The organism is Deferrisoma camini S3R1, from assembly GCF_000526155.1.
In the GTDB taxonomy this organism is placed as follows: Bacteria; Desulfobacterota; Deferrisomatia; order Deferrisomatales; family Deferrisomataceae; genus Deferrisoma; species Deferrisoma camini.
Genome location: NZ_JAFN01000001.1, coordinates 3,297,542 through 3,313,857 on the forward strand (window position 1 = coordinate 3,297,542; position 16,316 = coordinate 3,313,857).

The 16,316-nt window shown below is 71.2% G+C and carries 10 protein-coding genes; 1 reads left to right on the top strand and 9 read right to left on the bottom strand.

The annotated features are described in order from the left end of the window. Window positions 1–4: 4 nt before the first annotated feature. Window positions 5–1,747: a cytochrome c biogenesis CcdA family protein gene (locus DEFCA_RS24330; RefSeq protein WP_025323748.1), complete on the top strand. Its 1,743-nt coding sequence runs from the start codon at window positions 5–7 to the stop codon at window positions 1,745–1,747. Between the two features lie 110 nt (window positions 1,748–1,857). On the opposite strand, the gene DEFCA_RS0114600 is transcribed toward DEFCA_RS24330, so the two are convergent. The 9 genes from DEFCA_RS0114600 to DEFCA_RS19705 all read right to left on the bottom strand — a co-directional run bounded on the left by DEFCA_RS0114600 (window position 1,858) and on the right by DEFCA_RS19705 (window position 16,257). After that, entirely contained in the window at window positions 1,858–3,843 is a 1,986-nt protein-coding gene (locus DEFCA_RS0114600; RefSeq protein ID WP_025323749.1) for a YHS domain-containing protein, read from the bottom strand. Then, window positions 3,840–5,375, bottom strand: a complete 1,536-nt coding sequence (locus tag DEFCA_RS0114605; protein WP_025323750.1) for a 4Fe-4S binding protein — start codon at window positions 5,373–5,375, stop codon at window positions 3,840–3,842. The genes DEFCA_RS0114600 and DEFCA_RS0114605 overlap by 4 nt, the downstream gene beginning before the upstream one ends. A gap of 7 nt (window positions 5,376–5,382) precedes the next feature. Next, window positions 5,383–6,111, bottom strand: coding sequence for a 4Fe-4S dicluster domain-containing protein (locus DEFCA_RS0114610; protein WP_169709599.1), 729 nt, complete (start codon window positions 6,109–6,111; stop codon window positions 5,383–5,385). Next, window positions 6,108–6,713, bottom strand: a complete 606-nt coding sequence (locus tag DEFCA_RS0114615; protein WP_025323752.1) for a 4Fe-4S dicluster domain-containing protein — start codon at window positions 6,711–6,713, stop codon at window positions 6,108–6,110. Before DEFCA_RS0114615 ends, DEFCA_RS0114610 begins: the two co-directional genes overlap by 4 nt. Before the next feature lie 19 nt (window positions 6,714–6,732). Further along, window positions 6,733–9,465: a molybdopterin oxidoreductase family protein gene (locus DEFCA_RS0114620; RefSeq protein ID WP_051463265.1), complete on the bottom strand. Its 2,733-nt coding sequence runs from the start codon at window positions 9,463–9,465 to the stop codon at window positions 6,733–6,735. Window positions 9,466–9,549: 84 nt separating this feature from the next. Then, complete coding sequence (locus DEFCA_RS0114625; protein ID WP_025323754.1) at window positions 9,550–12,360, bottom strand: c-type cytochrome; 2,811 nt, start codon at window positions 12,358–12,360, stop codon at window positions 9,550–9,552. A 7-nt stretch (window positions 12,361–12,367) separates the two neighbouring features. Further along, entirely contained in the window at window positions 12,368–13,948 is a 1,581-nt protein-coding gene (locus tag DEFCA_RS23610; protein ID WP_025323755.1) for a cytochrome b N-terminal domain-containing protein, read from the bottom strand. 15 nt (window positions 13,949–13,963) lie between these two features. Next, window positions 13,964–14,428 carry a QcrA and Rieske domain-containing protein gene (locus DEFCA_RS0114635; protein ID WP_025323756.1) on the bottom strand — a complete coding sequence of 155 codons (465 nt, stop codon included), beginning with the start codon at window positions 14,426–14,428 and terminating at the stop codon, window positions 13,964–13,966. Further along, complete coding sequence (locus DEFCA_RS19705; protein ID WP_025323757.1) at window positions 14,425–16,257, bottom strand: FAD-dependent oxidoreductase; 1,833 nt, start codon at window positions 16,255–16,257, stop codon at window positions 14,425–14,427. The genes DEFCA_RS0114635 and DEFCA_RS19705 overlap by 4 nt, the downstream gene beginning before the upstream one ends. Between the last annotated feature and the right edge of the window lie 59 nt (window positions 16,258–16,316).

Consider the following 16,316-nt stretch of genomic DNA (forward strand, 5'->3'; position numbering starts at 1 on the left):
GGCCATGGGCCGGCTGGCCGGTCTCGCGATCCTGCTCGTCCTGGCGGCAGGGCCGGCAGCCGGCCAGGAGGGCCGTGGCCTCGCCTGGGTCGCGGCCGGGAACGGGCCGGCCGGCCTGCTCACCCGGCGATTCCCTCCCGACGCGTTCCGCCGGGCCGAGGCGGAGGTGCTTCGGCGGTGGGCCGGAGCGCCCGAGGTGGTGGCCTATGCCCTCCTCCACGGCCCGGACCGCTCGGAGCGGGCGCTCCGGGCCTGGGCGGCCCGGCTCGATGCTCCCCAGGCCCCCCGGAATCTGAGAGGGCACGGCCTGCGGGCCCTGGCGCTGGCCGCGGCGGCCCGGGCGCTGGAGGATCCCTCCCTCCGGGAGCGCGCGGCCATCGAGGCCCGGGAGGCGGCCCGGCTGTGGGAGGTGGATCTCGCCGCAGGCCGGATCACCGCGATCCGGGCAGCCTGGACCGCCCGGGCCCTCACGGCCGCGGGGCTTCACGGCCGGGCTCGGGAGGTGCTCGGGCTCGCCCGGCGATACCTGGTGGGCCCGGAGGGCGCGTTCGACCGTTACGACCCGGCCGCCGGGAACGGCCAGGGCGACGGCGGGCTCGAAGCGAATGCGTTCCTGGGCCTGGCGTTCCTGGAGGCGGCCGAGGCCGCGGACGATCCCGGGCTGGCCCGGGCCGGCCAGGAGCTCGGCCGGTTCGTGTGGTCCCGGCTCCGGGACCCCAAGCTGGGGGGATTCTTCGCCAGAAACGTGGCCCTTCCCGCGCCGGGCGAGCCTCCCTTCGTGGCCGAGAAACCCTTGGGGCCCAACGCCGCGGCCGCCCTCCTCATGGTGGCCGCCGGCCGCTGGAGCGGGCAACAGCGCTACCTGGAGGCCGCGGCCCGGGCGGTGACAGCCCTCAAGGGCCGGATCACCGAGGGGCCGGAGGGGGCGGACCTTCTGGCTGCGTACCGGGAGCTCGTCGGCCCCCGCCCCGGCCGGGCCCGGCCTGCGTTCCTGCCCCTGCTGGTGCTCTCGTTCCTGGCCGGGGTGCTGGGGTTCCTGTCGCCCTGCTCGCTACCGGTGCTGCCCGCCTACTTCGCCTTTGCGGCCGGCAGCACCCGGCGGACGGTGCTGGGCCGGACCGTGGCGTTCTTCCTAGGGCTCGCCCTCAGCTTCTCGGCCATGGGCGCCTCGGCCGGCCTCGTGGGCGCGGCCCTCCGGGGACCCATGCCCTGGATCCAGCGCGCGGCCGGGGCCCTCATCGCGGCCTTCGGGGTGGCCTCGTTCCTGGGCAAGGGGTTTGAAGGCCTTCGGCTCCGGGGCCGTCCGGCCACGGGCCATGGGGGCGCGTTCTGGTTCGGGCTCGCGTTCTCCGTGGGCTGGACCGCGTGCGTGGGCCCGATCCTGGCAGGGGTGCTGGTGCTCGCGTCCACCCGCGAAGGGGCCCTGGCCGGGGGAGCGCTGCTTTTCGCGTTTGCCCTGGGCCTGGGGCTGCCCCTGATGGGGGTCTCGGCGGCCCTGGGGCGCCTGGACCGGCGGGGGAGGGTATGGCGCCTGCTTCGCGGCCGGGCCTGGGAGGTGCGCGTGGGCCGCAGGACCCTGTACCTCCACACCGCGGGCATGGTGTCGGGCGTGCTCCTGCTGGCCCTGGGCCTTCTCGTGGCCACCGGCCAGCTCGCCGTGCTCAACCGGCTCGTGCCGGCCGGGGCTGCGGCCTGGGTGGCCGGTTTGGAGGAACGGCTGCTGGGATGGCTCGGCAGCACCCCGTGACCTCCGCCCCTGCCGGGGAGGACGGGATGGTCCGGGGCAGCGCATCACCCCTCTCCCCCCCGAGTCCTCTCTGTTCGGACGGAACCCGGTATCAACCGGGGCAAAAAGACCTACATCGCCGAGGTTCGCATCTCCATGGGCTGCTTCAGCAGCCACAGGCTGAACACGCTGAAGGCGATCATGCCGACCAGGATGGGGATCTGGCCCCGCCGGGCCCGGGCCGGGTCCGGGAACAACCCCCGGCTGATCTTCTGGGCGGCCCACAGGCTGTACACGTGCCCCACCCCCACCAGGACCACCTGGAGGAGCCACAGCACGTCCAGGGAGACCAGCGGGGGCACCTTCCACGCGGCCGTGCCCAGAAGGTTCCAGCCCCGGCCCAGGGGGTCGCTGAGCAAGCGCACCACCTTGGGTCCCTCCATGAGCAGGTGCTCCAGGTTGTGGGACAGGTGGTAGAAAAGGGCGATGGGCAGCACGCAGTAGGCGTACCGCACGAAGTAGCTGCCGTAGGAGACCGGGTTCGGGTCGCCCCGGGTGGCGATCCGATGGGACCAGGCCACGAGCACGGCGTACACGAGCACCGGCAGCCCCATGATCAGGGCCATGCCCGCAGTGAACGCCCCCATCTCGCCCATGCCCGCCCCGGCCTGGAGCCACTCCAGAAGCTGGGGCCACGCCGGGGTCATGGTCAAGCCGTGGAACCCGGTGATGGCGAGCATCAGCAGGGCCAGGTACGCCTCGTCCACCGCGGGTTTGCCGAGGGCGGCGAGATCCGCGCCCCAGGGCCTCAGGTTCACGGTCATGTTGTCGTGGGGGCAGGCCTGGATGCACTCGGTGCACTGGATGCAGTAGGTGTTCACGGACATCCGGGCCGGGTTCTCGAAGGTGGGGCAGGGGTAGGCCGCGGCGCTGCCCCGGACGCACTCCTTGCTCGCGCACGAACGGCAGACCTTCCGGTCGCGGGCCCGGATCTCCACTCCGGCGAACAGGGCGTACAGCCCGCTCACCCGGCCCACCAGGCACCCGTACCGGCAAAAGCTTTTGCGCTCGAACAGGAACACGGCCACGATGGTCATCACCAGCATCCCGAGGCCCAGGTAGGCCGTGGCCCGGGGGCTCAGGGTCACCCCGAACCCCAGCTCGATCCAGGTGAGCCCCACGAACAGGGCGGTGGCGAGCCAGATGTTCCGCAGCCTCCGGGGCCAGGGCAGGCCCAGGCCCAGGCCCTGGTCGGTCTTCCTCCACAGCCGCAGCCGCTCCATCCAGGTGGCGATGGCGTCCCAGGGGCACACGTAGCACCAGGCCTTGCCCGCGAACAGGAGCACGATCACCAGCCCGCACCACCAGATCGTCCAGGTGAGCAGCGGCGCGATGTTCAGCCCCGGCGTCTGGTCGCCGAACAGACCGGCCACCAGGATCAGCGCGAACGCGGCCACGAACGCGAGCTGGCAGGCCGCCCGGAAGGCCCGGGACCGCACGGCCCGGCGGATCACGCCGAACCGCAGCAGGTCCACCCGATCGGGGTGGTCTGACGAGGGGCCGGGGGGGGTGGGGCGTCGCGGCCGGGCCGGCCGGCCCTCGAAGCACACGAACGAGACCAGGAGCACCGCCGCGATGGACACGTAGTACATCCACTGGGGGATGCCCCACATGGTGTGCATGAAGTACCGGGCCGGATCGAGCTGGAACGCCTGGCGGTGCTCGGCCGAGCACAGGTAGTAGGTCTTGCCCAGGTACGTGGAGGGAAGGGCCGTGGAGGGATCCACCGCCGCCTCGCACACCATGCACCGCTCGCGCACGTACCGCTCGGGGTCTGCACGGAAGAGCTTCCTGCACCGCTCGGTGCAGAAGTGGAACGTGGTGCCTTCGAAGGTCTCGGCGTAACCCCAGCCGGGGTTTACCTGCATGCGGCACACCGGGTCGGTGACCGCGCCGGCCATCCCCCCTTGCATCCCCCCATGGCCCTCCATGCCCTCCATGCCCTCCATGGAGCGCATGGCCATGGCCGGCTTCATGGCGCTCCAGTTGGACCAGGCCACCAGAAGGACCATGGCCCCGAAGAAGAGGTACGGAAACGCAACGCCCAGCCGCCTCATGCCCCCGCCTCCTGGGCCTGGCGCCGACGGCGCTTGATCCGCACCGCCCGCACCCCGATCAGGAACACCGCCAGCCCCCCTCCCACCGCGGCCAAAACCGATGCGGCGGACGACGGATCCCCCACCACCATCCGAAACGGGATCACCTCGGACCGGCCCTCCACCTCCATGGCAAGCTCCACCACGTACTCCCCCTCCCTGTCGAAGGTGACGGTGAGCTTGTGCACCCGGTCGAACGGCTCGATCCGGATGGGCGGCTGGAGCTCCCGGTTGCGGCCGAAGGTGAAGGTCTGGAGCACCCGTACCGTGACGGGCTGGCCGTAGGGTTCGCCGGTGGCGCGGTTCTTGATGTAGAAGGCCAGGTTGGCCGGCTCGCCGGGCGGGGGCTTGCCCGGGTAGCTGGTGAGCAGGACGTCGTAGGGGCCGGCGCTCGCCGGGTACTCCAGGGTGGGCACCTGGGGGTAGTTCTCCTTATACGAGTAATGGGGCAGCCCCAGGATATGGTGGGCCCGGGCCGGGGTCGGCGCCAAAACCGCCAGGGCGAGGGCTCCCCAGAACAGCGCCGCGGCCAGAGACCCGGCTCGTCCGGGCCCGTCGGACGACCGCATCCGTTGGATGCCCACCCGATAGGCCAGCGCGTCCTCCGGGCACGCCCGCACGCACCGGCCGCAGTTGTCGCACTCCATCCCCGAGCTCTCGGTCACGGGGTTCAGGCCCTGCTCGCACACCGGCTCGCACCTGCGGCAGTGGGTACACCGGTGCGGTTCGAGCCGCACGCGCACCGGCCGGCCCCGTCCCAGAACTCCCAGCAGTGCCCCCCCGGGGCACAGGCTCCGGCAGAACCACCGGGGCGACACGAACACCTCAAAGGCCAGGATCAGCCCCAGCACCACGAGCATGCCGGTCAGCGCCGTGCCGAACACCCAGGCGTGCACGAGCCGGCTCACCACGGCAGGCGGGTAGATCAGGGCGAACAGGGGCCGGGCCGTGATCGCGGCCACCACCAGCCCCACCGCCAGAAAGAGGTACTTGTTTCGGTACGAGAACCGGACCTCTGCCGGCGGGAGCTCCACCCAACGTAGGAGCCTCCGAAGCTTTCCGCCCGCCTCGAACAGCAGGTACCCGGGGCAGACCCAGCTGCAGAACACCCGGCCCAGCAGAAGGGCAAGGAGCACCGGCACGGCCGCTGCCAGGAGCAGCGGGGGGTGCAACACCTTGGAGGTGGCGATCACCTCGAGGGCGGCCAGGGGGTCGGTCACGTCCCAGCCAGCGAGCCGCATGGACCACAGGCTTCCCTTGAACCCATCCAGGAACGCCCGGGGATCGTCCAGGCCGGAGACCAGCCGGTCCACGACCCGGAGCCCCGAGCCCACCGGGCCCTCCACCGCCCGCATCTCGTCCAGGGCCCGGGCCGCCCGGTAGTGGGCGTACAGGCTGGCCAGGGCAAGGCCCACCACCAGGCACACCGTGCCGATCTGGACCAGGCGCCGGAGCGCCTGGATCCACCCGTGTCGTCTCTGTCGGGCTGTCACGGCTCCCTCACACCATTCCCCGGGTGGCGACCACCCGGATGGCCGGCCGTCCCCGGGTGACCACCCGGCAGATCTCCTCGCACATGCCGCATCCCACGCACTCCTTCTTCACCAGGATCGGCGCCAGGAACGCCCCCGGCTCCAGCCGGATGGCCCGCTCCCGGAGAGGGCAGAACATGTAGCACTCGCCGCACGGCCCCCGCCGCTCCGCCATGGCCGTGGCCTCGGTGGGCTCCCGGCCCAGGGCCATGAGCATGGCCTGCTCGTCCCGGATGCGCTTGGCCTTGTACGAGAGGCACAGGTCCTCGCGCAGCTCGGCCGACGCCATGCGCACCCGGCCGCGCTCCCTGGGCTCCAGGGGACGGAGCACGTGGGTGGGGCAGACCTGGGTGCACCGCATGCACAGGGTGCAGCCCTTCACCGCCGGGTCGATGTGCGGGGTGTGAAAGAGCGCACCGTCGCCCGCGGTGAAGAACCGGATCGCGCCCACGTCGCAGGCGTCCTGACACCGGTAGCATCGGATGCAGCCCGCCAGAAAGGCCGGCTCCCCCACGGCGCCCGGCGGCCGGACGAGCCGGCGGCCCGGGTCCTTTCGCGCCACCGGAAGCGCCGACGCCGCTCCGCGGGGTTTTCGGAGCAGCATCTGGGCTGCCACGGCCGCCGCACCGAATGCAGCGGCTCCGGCCCCGAGGCGCAGCATCGTTCGGAGGGCGCCCCGACGTCCCCTGCGGATCACGCCGCCCTCGGCCGCACCCGGATCGCCTGGGGGTACCGGATGCAGGCTCGCTCGCACGCGCCGCAGCCCACGCAGCCCTCGGCCTTCACTTCGGGCCGCTCCCACAGCCCCAGGGTCATGGCCCTGCCCGGAAACGGGCAGGCCCGGTAGCAGGCGCCGCAGGTCCAGCTGTTGTAGGAGTAGCACAGGCCCTTGTCGAGTACGGCCTTACCCATGGCCACCTTTTGTTGGATCTCCTCGGGGTCCTTGCGCACGGGCTGGAGCGCCCCGCTGGGGCACGCCTCGGTGCACCGCAGGTACTGGCCTTTGACCCGGTTGCACAACATGCAGGCCTGGCGGCGGGGCTGGATCGCAGGGGTTCCCTCCATGCCGCCGCCGGCCGAAACGCCCAGGGCCACGATGGCCCGGTTGGGGCAGGCGTCCGCGCACCGCTGACACCGGATGCACCGGGCCAGGAACTCCGCCTCGAGCAGCGCCCCGGGGGGCCTCACCCAGGCGGCCCGGGCCGCCCGGGGCGAGCCGGGCCGCAGGGACAACCAGGTTACGCCCACGCCCGGCACCAGCACCGACAGGGCGTTCTTGAGGAACTGCCTGCGCTCCATCCGAGACCGCTTTCCGGGCTCACACCCTCTCGATGCGGGCCGCGAGCTTCTTGTAGTCCACCTGGCCGCTCACCGGGTCCCACGCCCGGTGACTCACGGCGTTCACCAGCCACCGGTTTTTCCGGGGATCGGCGCTGTCGGCCACGGAAAGGTTCCACGGGCTGAACACGAGCCCCGGCGGCACCTCGGTTCGGGCCGGCCGCACCAGGCTCTCCACCCCCACCGACACCCGGGCCTCGTAGGAGCCCCGACGGGTCACCACCCGCACCCGGTCGCCGTCCTCCAGCCCGAACCGCTCGGCGTCCTCGGGGCTGAGCTCCACGTACTGCTCGGGCACCAGCTTCAGGGTCGTCGGCCCCCGGATCGTCTTCGCCGTGTGGAAGTGCTCGTACACGATGCCGAGCGAGAGCCAGAAGGGGTACAGGTCCTTCTTCTTGTGGTCCTCCAGGGCCAGGGTCCGGTCGTGATACGCGTCCAGATCGGGCAGTTCCGGGGTGAGGCCCGCGTCCCGAGCCTGGACCAGCAGGTTCTTGATCCCCTTCTTCTTGGCCTCGGCCAGGTTGTCGATCAGGAACGGTCCGGCGCCGGGCAGGTCCCGATAGCCGTAGCGCATGAGCTGCCCGGTGATCTCCTTGAGACGGGAGTAGTCCTGCTCGCACAGCTTCATCCGGGCCTTGCCGTCCTTGTGGCGGAAGGCGCCGTAAGGCTTGCCGGCCCAGCCCTCCTGGCCCAGGTACCGGCGGGGTACCCCGCCCTTGCGGGCCAGCTCCACGGTGGGTGCCGGCCACTGCACGCCCCGGAGCCTCCGGAGCTGATCGTAGAGGCTGACCCCGTCCTGCCGCTCTACCTCGAGCATGCCGCTGACATCGGCGTCGGAGCCCTTGCTCGCGGCCACGATGTCCCGGAACACGTCCTCGGGATCGTAGGCCATGAGCCCGTTGCCCAAGGGGATCTTCTTCTCGTAGGGGAAGATCCGGTCCGCGTCGAGACCCAGCTTCCGGGCCAGGGCCTTGCCCTTGTCGATGGCCATGTCCATGTCGGGCCGGCAGTTGGGCGGCGGGTTGGACGTGCCGTCGCAGACGTAGATGCGCCGCTCCGACTGGATGTAGGTGCCACCGGCCCACTCGCCCCAGGTGGCGGCCGGGAACACCACGTCGGCGTAAAGCAGGTTGGGTGCGTGGCGGTAGATGTCCTGGACCACGCAGAACATCTTGGTCATGGCGGGCCGAACCAGGGTCTCCACGTCGGGAAGGTGGACGTGGGTGGTGTACATCCAGAACATGGCCAGCAGATCACCCTTCAGCGCCCGCTCCATCATGCCGATGACCATGCCCGGGTTCTGGAGAAGCGCGGTCTGGGCCAGCCGCTCCCGGGGCACGCGCCAGGCGTCGGCGATGTGGTTTCGCCACTGCTCGTTCTTCAGCGGCTGGTTGAACGGCAGCCGCCCGGTGAGCCCGCCCATGAGCCGCTCGCTCATGGCGTTGGGCTGGCCGGTCTGGGAGTGGGTGCCGCATCCGGGCCGGCCGACGTTGCCCGTGAGCAGGTGCAGGTTGATGATGCTGATCGTGTTGTGCTGGCCGTGGAGCATCTGGTTGTACCCGATGCCCCAGAACGAGAGCACCCCGCCCCGGCCCCGCTGCCGGCCCTTGACGGTGGCCGCGGCCCACTCCTTGGCCACCTGCTCGATGAACCCCACGGTGACCCGGCCGTTCTCGAACACCCGCTGCCGCTCCACCACCTGCTGGGGCGAGTAGCGCTCCTTCACGCCCGTGACGTACTCGCGCCAGCCGTTCACGTTCTCGTCGAGCCACTTCTCGGGCATGAGGGCCTGGGGGTAGCGGGTGAGCAGCACGTGGGCGATGGCGTTCTGGTAGCTGATGTCGCCGTTGAGGGTCTGGAGGTGGTAGCTGTTCCTGGGGTCGATGGACTCCAGCCCGATCACCGTTCCGGTCTTCCTCGGATCGGCCACCAGCGTGGGGATGCCCGTGCGCTTCTTGTAGTCGGCCACCCGCCAGAACAGGATCGGGTGGGCCTCCCGGGCGTTGTGGCCCCAGAAGCAGATGAAGTCCGCGTGCTCGATGTCTTCGTAGCTCGTGGGCGGGGCGTCCGAGCCGTAGGAGTGGAAGTACCCGGTCACGGCCGAGGTCATGCACATGCGGGCGTTGGCCTCGATGGAGTTGGACCCGATCACCCCCTTCATCAGGACGTTCTCGATCCACTGGGCCTCCATGGTGAGCTGGCCCGAGCCGTTGAGGCCCACGGCATTTCCGCCCTTGGCCTTGACGATCTCGGCGATCTTCTCGGCCACCAGCTCCTCGGCCTCCTCGTAGGGCATCTCCGTGAACACGCTGTCGTCGAACCGGCCCTTGGTGCTGGACACGTGATCCCGCAGGGGATCGGTCATGTCCTTTCGCACCAGCACCTTGGTGAGCCGGTCCCGGTAGATGGGCTCGTGGGCGTTCAGGCCCTTGATGCACTGGATCCCCCGGTTGGTCGGGTGCTTCTTGTCGGGCACCATGCCCACCACCTTGCCGTCCTGGACCTTGATCAGGGTGCCGCAGCCCACCCCGCAGTAGGGGCAGGCCGACTGGAGCAGCCTCACCCCGGCCGGGGGCTTCGCAGGGGCTGCGTGGGCCGCCTCGATCAGCTCCAACGGGGCCAGCTTGGACGCGGCGCACACGACGCCGGCTCCGGCGGCCATCTTGAGGAACTCCCTTCGGTCGAAGTGCACGGGTCCGCGACGGCGTTGCATGGGTCTTCTCCTTACGAGGCTGGAAGGCTGGAACGCTGGAACGCTCGAAGGCCGTTCATTCGTTCGATCTCCGGGTTCCCCCGCTCACCGGGCCGGGGCCGCGGCCAGCACGCTGCGCTCGGCCGGAAGGGTCATGGGCGAGGGTGCCGCCCGGGACCAGTGGCGGATGTAGGCCACGAGGTCGTCGATCTCGTCCATGGTCAGGTCCACCAGGCCGTTGAACCCGCGGCCGAAGGGGCGCATGGCCGTGCCTGCGCGGCCCTTCACGATGGTGGCCTGGAGGAACCCGTCCGTGGCCGCGGCCAGGAAGCCTTCGTTGTTGAGCGCGGGCGCCCACGAGGAGAGCTTGGGCTCGTCGATCTCGGCCTTTCCGTTGATCCCGTGGCAGCCCGCGCAGTTGGCCTCGTAGAGCCTTTGGCCCCGGGCCAGGTCCCAGGGGATCACGAACCGGTGGGGGGTGTCCCCCGGGGGCCGGGCGTGCTCCAGGGAGCGCAGGTAGGCCACGATGTCGTTGATCTGGTCGCTGGTGAGATCCAGGATGGACTGGGGCCCCTTCTTGACCGGCCGCATCTCGGTGCCGTCGCGGCCCATGGCCATGGTGGCCATGAGAAACCCGTCGGACGCGCTCCGGAGGAACGAGAGGTTGGCCAGGGCCGGGCCGCTCGCCCCCTCCCCGGCCTCGCCGTGGCACTGGGAGCACGACTGCCGGTACCAGATCTCCCCCAGCTGGGGCACGCCGTGGGGGGAGTGCTTCACCGAGACCCGCGGCCGGTCCTGGAACGTGCGCAGGTAGGCCACGATGTCACGCATCTGCCGGTCCGTGAGCTCGCCGATCCCCTGCTCGGCCCGGGCGAACCCCAGCATCTGGGTACCCACCTTGCCGTTGCGGATCCACTCGAGAATCATGCCGTCTGTGGCCGAGGCCAGGAACACCGGGTTGTTGAGCTGGGGGCCCACCCCCCCCTCGGCCGCCTCGCCGTGGCACTTGCTGCAGTTGTCCCGGTAGAGGGCCCGGCCCACCCATGGGTCGCCACGCCCGGCCCCCGCGGGCACGCTTCGGCTGGGCTCGGTCTGCCACGAGCGGATGAAGCGGATGATCGACGCCACGTCCTCGCTCGACAGATGGCGCCAGGCGGGCATGCCGGTACCGGGCCGGCCGGACACGATGGTGGTGTACAGGTAGTCGTTCCCCACCAGGGCAAGGAACTCCTGGGTGGCCAGGGACACCGCCAGATCCCCCATGCCGTCGAGGCCGTGGCAGGTGCGGCAGTTGGTCCGGTACAGGATCCGGCCGATGCGCTCGGAGGCCCGGGGGTCACCGGCCTCCAGGAGCGAGAGCACCGCAGCCCGGTCGCTGCGCCTCGGCTGCCAGGTGCGCAGGAACGCCAGCAGGTCCGAGACCTCCTGCTCGGTGAGCCGCCGCCAGCCCGGCATGGCCGTGTTCTCCCGGCCGTCCAGGATGGTGGCGGCCAGGAACGCGTCCGAGGCCGCGGCCAGGAACCCCGGGGAGTTGAGGGATGCGCCGATCCCCCCCTCGCCCCGGCGGCCGTGGCATGCCGCGCAGTTGCGACGGAACAGGATCCGCCCGGACCGGGGGTCCCCCTTGGCCGCTGCGATGCGGGCCCGGTCGGGTCCGGGGATCTGCCACGAGCGGATGTAGGCCACCACCCGGTCCACCTCCTCGGGCAGCAGCCCCCCGCCCTCCGCATCGCCCCAGGCGAGCATGGTGGTGCCGGGCCGGCCGTTTTTCACGATGGTGGCCAGGTAGTGGTCGCTGGCCACGGCCAGGGTGTCCGGGTTGTTCAGCGAAGGCACCATCAGGTCCAGCGGGCGGTCCGCGGCCTGGGCCAGGAGGGGGTCCCGCACGGTGCTGCCCTGCCCGTCCCGGCCGTGGCAGGCCGAGCAGAACATGCGGTACAGCCGCTTGCCGTCCAGGGGTTCGCCGTCTCCCCGGGGCGGCGGCGGGGTGTACGAGGCCGGGGCAGCCTTCTCCCGCAGGCTCAGCATGTAGTTGGTGAGGTCCTCGGCCTGGCGGTCGGTGAGGCCCAGGTCGGGCATCAGGGTGTTGGGGCTCACGGCGGCCGGCCGCTTGAAGTGCTCGAACAGCCATTGGCGGACCGTGCGCTCCCCCTGGACGTGCGAGAAGTCGAACCCCTCGGGCCCCTTGTCGCCCACATGGGTGATGTCGGGCCCCAGCGACCCGCCTCGGTTCCGGTACTTGTGGCAGCCCAGGCAGCCGTACTCCACCACCAGACGCTTTCCGCGGGCGACCGAGGCGCTTCCGGGGAGGGCCGCGTCCAGCTCATCGGTCGTGATCGGCCGGGGCGGCACGCCCGCCACGTACTGGATCGCCTCGACGCCGTAGAGGTCGTTCTCGTGGTGGCACCGGCCGCAGTTGGTGTACACGAGCTCGCCCGTGCGCAGGGGCTCGGGCCAGTACCGGGTCTGACCGTGGGCGTCGGCCTTCTCCAGGGCGCGGCCCTGGCCGTCGTGGCACACCGTGCAGCCGAACCGTCCGAGGGGGTGGGTCTTCAGCCAGTCGCCGCTGTGGGCCCGCAGGGGCGGGTCTGCGTCGGCCAGGCTGGGGTTGTCCACGCCGGCGTGGCAGGTGACGCACCGGTCCAGCCGGCCCAGCTCGGGCAGCACCACCTGCTGCACCTCCACCCGGATCCGCTCGGCCGCGGCCCGGGCTCGGTCGTCCGCGGCCCGGGCCAGCACGGCCTCCTTGTAAGCCCGCTGGTAGCCGCGCCACTCCAGCCCCAGGTTCTCCCGGACCGCGGCCACCGCCATCAGGCCCAGGGCCGCAAGCGAGCTCGCCAGCAGCGCGAGCTTCCACCGGCGCGAGGAGGGGAAGGCACCCTTCGGGGGGGACGTGTCGGCTCGATCGTTGCCCATGATCCACCTAGTGTGTCGGCCACAGCGTGGGCCACCAGTAGAACACCCAGTTGGGCCCCCGGAACCAGACCGCGATGATGGTCAGCACCAGGAAACCGGCCAGGAAGCAGGTGAACAAACCGACGGCGCCCAGCCGGGTTGATCCGGTGCGGTGCGCCACCAGCAGGGACCAGAGCATGTACACGGCCGTGAGCACGGTGCCGGGGTTGAACAGGATCACGGCAATCTGGGGGATGTCGGGGAACCAGTTGCGGAGCCACCCGAACGCGATGGCGAACGTCTCGAGCCCCAGCACCGCGGTCAGGCCGAACGCGGCCGACACCAGGGCGATGCGCTTCTCCCGGGCGCTCCCCCCGAACCACCGGCCCGACACGGTCTGCTCCCGGTCGAGGTACGGCACCAGGGCGAGCCCCAGGAGCGCCACCGTGGGGATGCCGATGCCCCCCATGAACGCCGAGTACGACACGAGCTCCTGGAGGCCCAGAAAGTACCAGGGCGCCTTGGCCGGGTTTTCGGGCACCAGGGGGTTGGCCGGCTCTTTCAGGGGCGCATCCTGGAGGAAGGCCCAGGCCAGCAGGAACACCACCGTGACCATGAGGACCGTGGCCTCGGCATAGAACAGGTGGGGCCAGGAGGGGAGGGTGTTCTCCGGGCCGCGGCCCACGGCCGGGCTCTTGCCCCGCACCAGCGCCATGAGCCCGTAGGTCTTCTTGGGCTCCTGGGTGAACACCGGCCGGCAGTCCTCGGGCGGGGGGCCGAGCACGGCATCGGCGTCCGGCGGACGCGACAGCCCCCCGTCCTTCCGGATGCGCCAGAAGTGCACCCCGATGAACACGGCCGTGAGCAGGGGCAGCAGGATGCAGTGGATCATGTTGAACCGGATGAGGGCCTCGTCCCCGAGGACCCGGCCCCCCACCAGGGCGGCCTGCATGTACGCGCCCGGGTCGAAGTACCGGGTGATGCCCAGGGCGTCGGTCACCTCCCGGATCGAGGTGGCGATGTTGGTGCCGATCACCATGGCCCAGTACCCGAGCTGGTCCCACGGGAGCAGGTACCCGGTGTAGGACAGGGCCATGGTCAGCACCCACAGCAGGATCCCCAGGACCCAGTTGAACTGGCGGCCGCCCTTGTACGAGGCCGTGAAGAACACCCGGACCATGTGGAGGATCACCGAGGCCACCATCAGGTGGGCCGCCCACCGGTGCATGTTGCGGATGATCCGGCCCACCGGCACCATGAAGTGGATCTCCTTAATGGAGTCGTAGGCCAGGGCCGTGGTGGGCTTGTAGTAGAACATGAGCAGCACGCCCGTGACCGCGAGGATCACGAAGCTGAAAAACGCGATCAGCCCCAGTCCCAGGGTGAACGAGGGCCTCAGGCTCCACCGGTGGACCCGCGCGGAGTGGATATGGAGGAAGAAGTTTTGGGTCACGGCCTCGGACCGGGCCCGGTCGGTGACGGGCGGGCCGTGGCGCACCAGGCTGCGCTTCAGGGTCTGGGGCAGCGCCTTCAGGTTGGCCACCAACGCGGCCAGTCCGCCCGGGGGGGGCTCGTGGGCTTCGCCGGCGATCGGGTTGGGCTGGCTCATGCCGTCATCCCCTTGTCATGCCTGAAAGTACGTGCCGGCTGACACGGTCCGGCTCTCGTCCACCTGGAGCTGGCCGTCGGGGGCCAGGGAGATCTCGTACCAGGGCAGGGGGCTCGGCGCCGGGCCCTGGAGGACCTTGCCGTCGGGGTCGAACCTCGATCCGTGGCAAGGGCACACGAACCCCGGGGGGGCCTGGTTGACGATGCACCCCAGGTGCGTGCACACGGCCGAGATGGCCACGAACCCCTCGGGCCGGTGGAAGATGAACACGTTGCGGCCCTCGGGCCGGCGGACCTCCCCCACCCGGAAGTCGTTGGCCAGCCCGATCTTGTAGCGCCGGGAGGGTTCGGGAAACGCCCGGGGGAAGGCCAGGCTCAGCATCCCGCCCACCGAGGCCGCCACCGCCGCCAGAAAGCTGCCCAGGGCCGCCAGGCCCAGGAAGTCCCTTCGCTTGACCGGGGGATCCGTCGAGACGCTCATGGCCACACCTCCTGGAACTCCACCCGCTCCATGGTGATCGCCGCGTTGGGGCACCGCTGGGCGCACAGGGCGCACCGGATGCACAGATCCTCGTCCTTGATGATGGCGCTCGCCTGCTCCCACCCCTCGCCGATCACCTCCCGGGCGAGGCGCTGCTGCTCGTCGTCCAGCTCCAGGTCCGCCAACGGCACGAGCTTGAGGCAGCCCATGGGGCACACGTCCGCGCACCCGCCGCACAGCACGCACCGCTCGCTGTCGAAGATCGGGTTCACCCCGCAGTCCAGGCACCGGCTCGCCTCGCGCCGGGCCAGGGCTTCGTCGTAGCCCCGCTCCACGAGGCGGCCCGGAGAGGAGAGCCGTTTTTGCACCTCCTCCAGGGGCACCGGGGTACGGGGGAGGGCCTCGTAGCCCGGTTCGCGCCGGAAGCCGGGCAGATCCCGGTGGCGCTCCAGGAGCCGGGGGGCGATCTCCCGGCCGGAGAGGTAGGCGTACACGGACCGGGCGGCCCTTTTGCCGCTGGCCACCGCCGTGACGATGTTGGCCGCGCCCAGGGCGGCGTCGCCGGCCACGAACACGCCCTCGGCCGTGGTGGCCAGGGTGTCCTCGTCGATCTCCAGCAGGCCCCAGTCGGTGAACCGCACCCCGTGGCGCTCGGGATCCACAAAGTCCAGATCGGTGCGCTGGCCGATGGCCAGGATCACGGTGTCGCAGGGCTCCATCCGCTCGGACCCGGGGATCGGCTCCGGCCAGCGCCGGCCGCTCTCGTCCGGCGGGCCCAGCCGGTTCTCCACCAGGCGCACGCCGCGCACCCGGCCCTGCTCGTCCTTCTCGATGGCCACCGGGGTCACCAGGTACTGGAAGTTGACCCCCTCCTCCCGGGCCTCCTCCAGCTCCTCCTCGGTGACCGGCATCTCGTCCCGGGTGCGGCGGTACAGCACGTTCACCACGCTGTCCACCCCCACCCGCAGGGAGGACCGGGAGCAGTCCAGGGCCGTGAACCCGCCCCCGATCACCACCACCCGCTTCCCCAGGGGCGGGGGGGCGCCGAAGGCCACCTGCCGCAGGAACTCCACCCCGCCGAGCACCCCCTCGGCGTCCTCGCCGGGGATGCCCAGGCTCCGGGAGCGCTTGGCCCCCACGGCGATCACCACCGCGTCGAACTCCCGGAGCAGGTCGTCGAAGCCGACGTCCCGGCCCACCCGGACCCCGCAACGGATCTCCACCCCCAGGTCCTGGATGGCCCGGATCTCGGCGTCGAGCACCTCCCGGGGGAGCCGGAACGCCGGGATGCCAGTGTACATCATGCCGGCCGGCTTGGGCTCCATCTCCAGGACCACCGGCCGGGCGCCCATCAGGGCCAGGTCGTGGGCGCAGGCGAGCCCCGCGGGCCCCGCGCCGATGATCGCCACGCGCCGGCGCTCGGGGGGCGGCAGGGCCCCCTCGGCGCGGGCCCGGAACAGGTGGGCCAGTTCGTCCTGGTCGGCGTCTGGCGTTGCCGGTTCCTGGAAGTTCTCGGGGCGGGCCAGCGTGCGGTCCGGCGGGGCCTCGGTACCGAACCGCTCGGTCACGTAACGCTTCAGCGCCCGGATGGAGATGGGCTCGTCCACTTTGCCCCGGCGGCAGGCCTCCTGGCAGGGCGCGCTGCACACCCGGCCGCAGACCGAGGCCAAGGGGTTGGGTCCCCGGGCGATCCGATACGCTGTTTCATCCTCACCCGAGGCGATCGCCCGCACATACCCCCGCGCGTCCGTGTGCACGGGGCAGGCCGCCTGGCAGTTGATCAGCTCTTTCCAGTAGCGATCGTCCGGAACAGTGACGCGCAGGCCCATCCAACCCCTCCGCGGATCAGGACGGGTGCTCGTTCCCGGCCGGCTCCGGGCGGTTGACC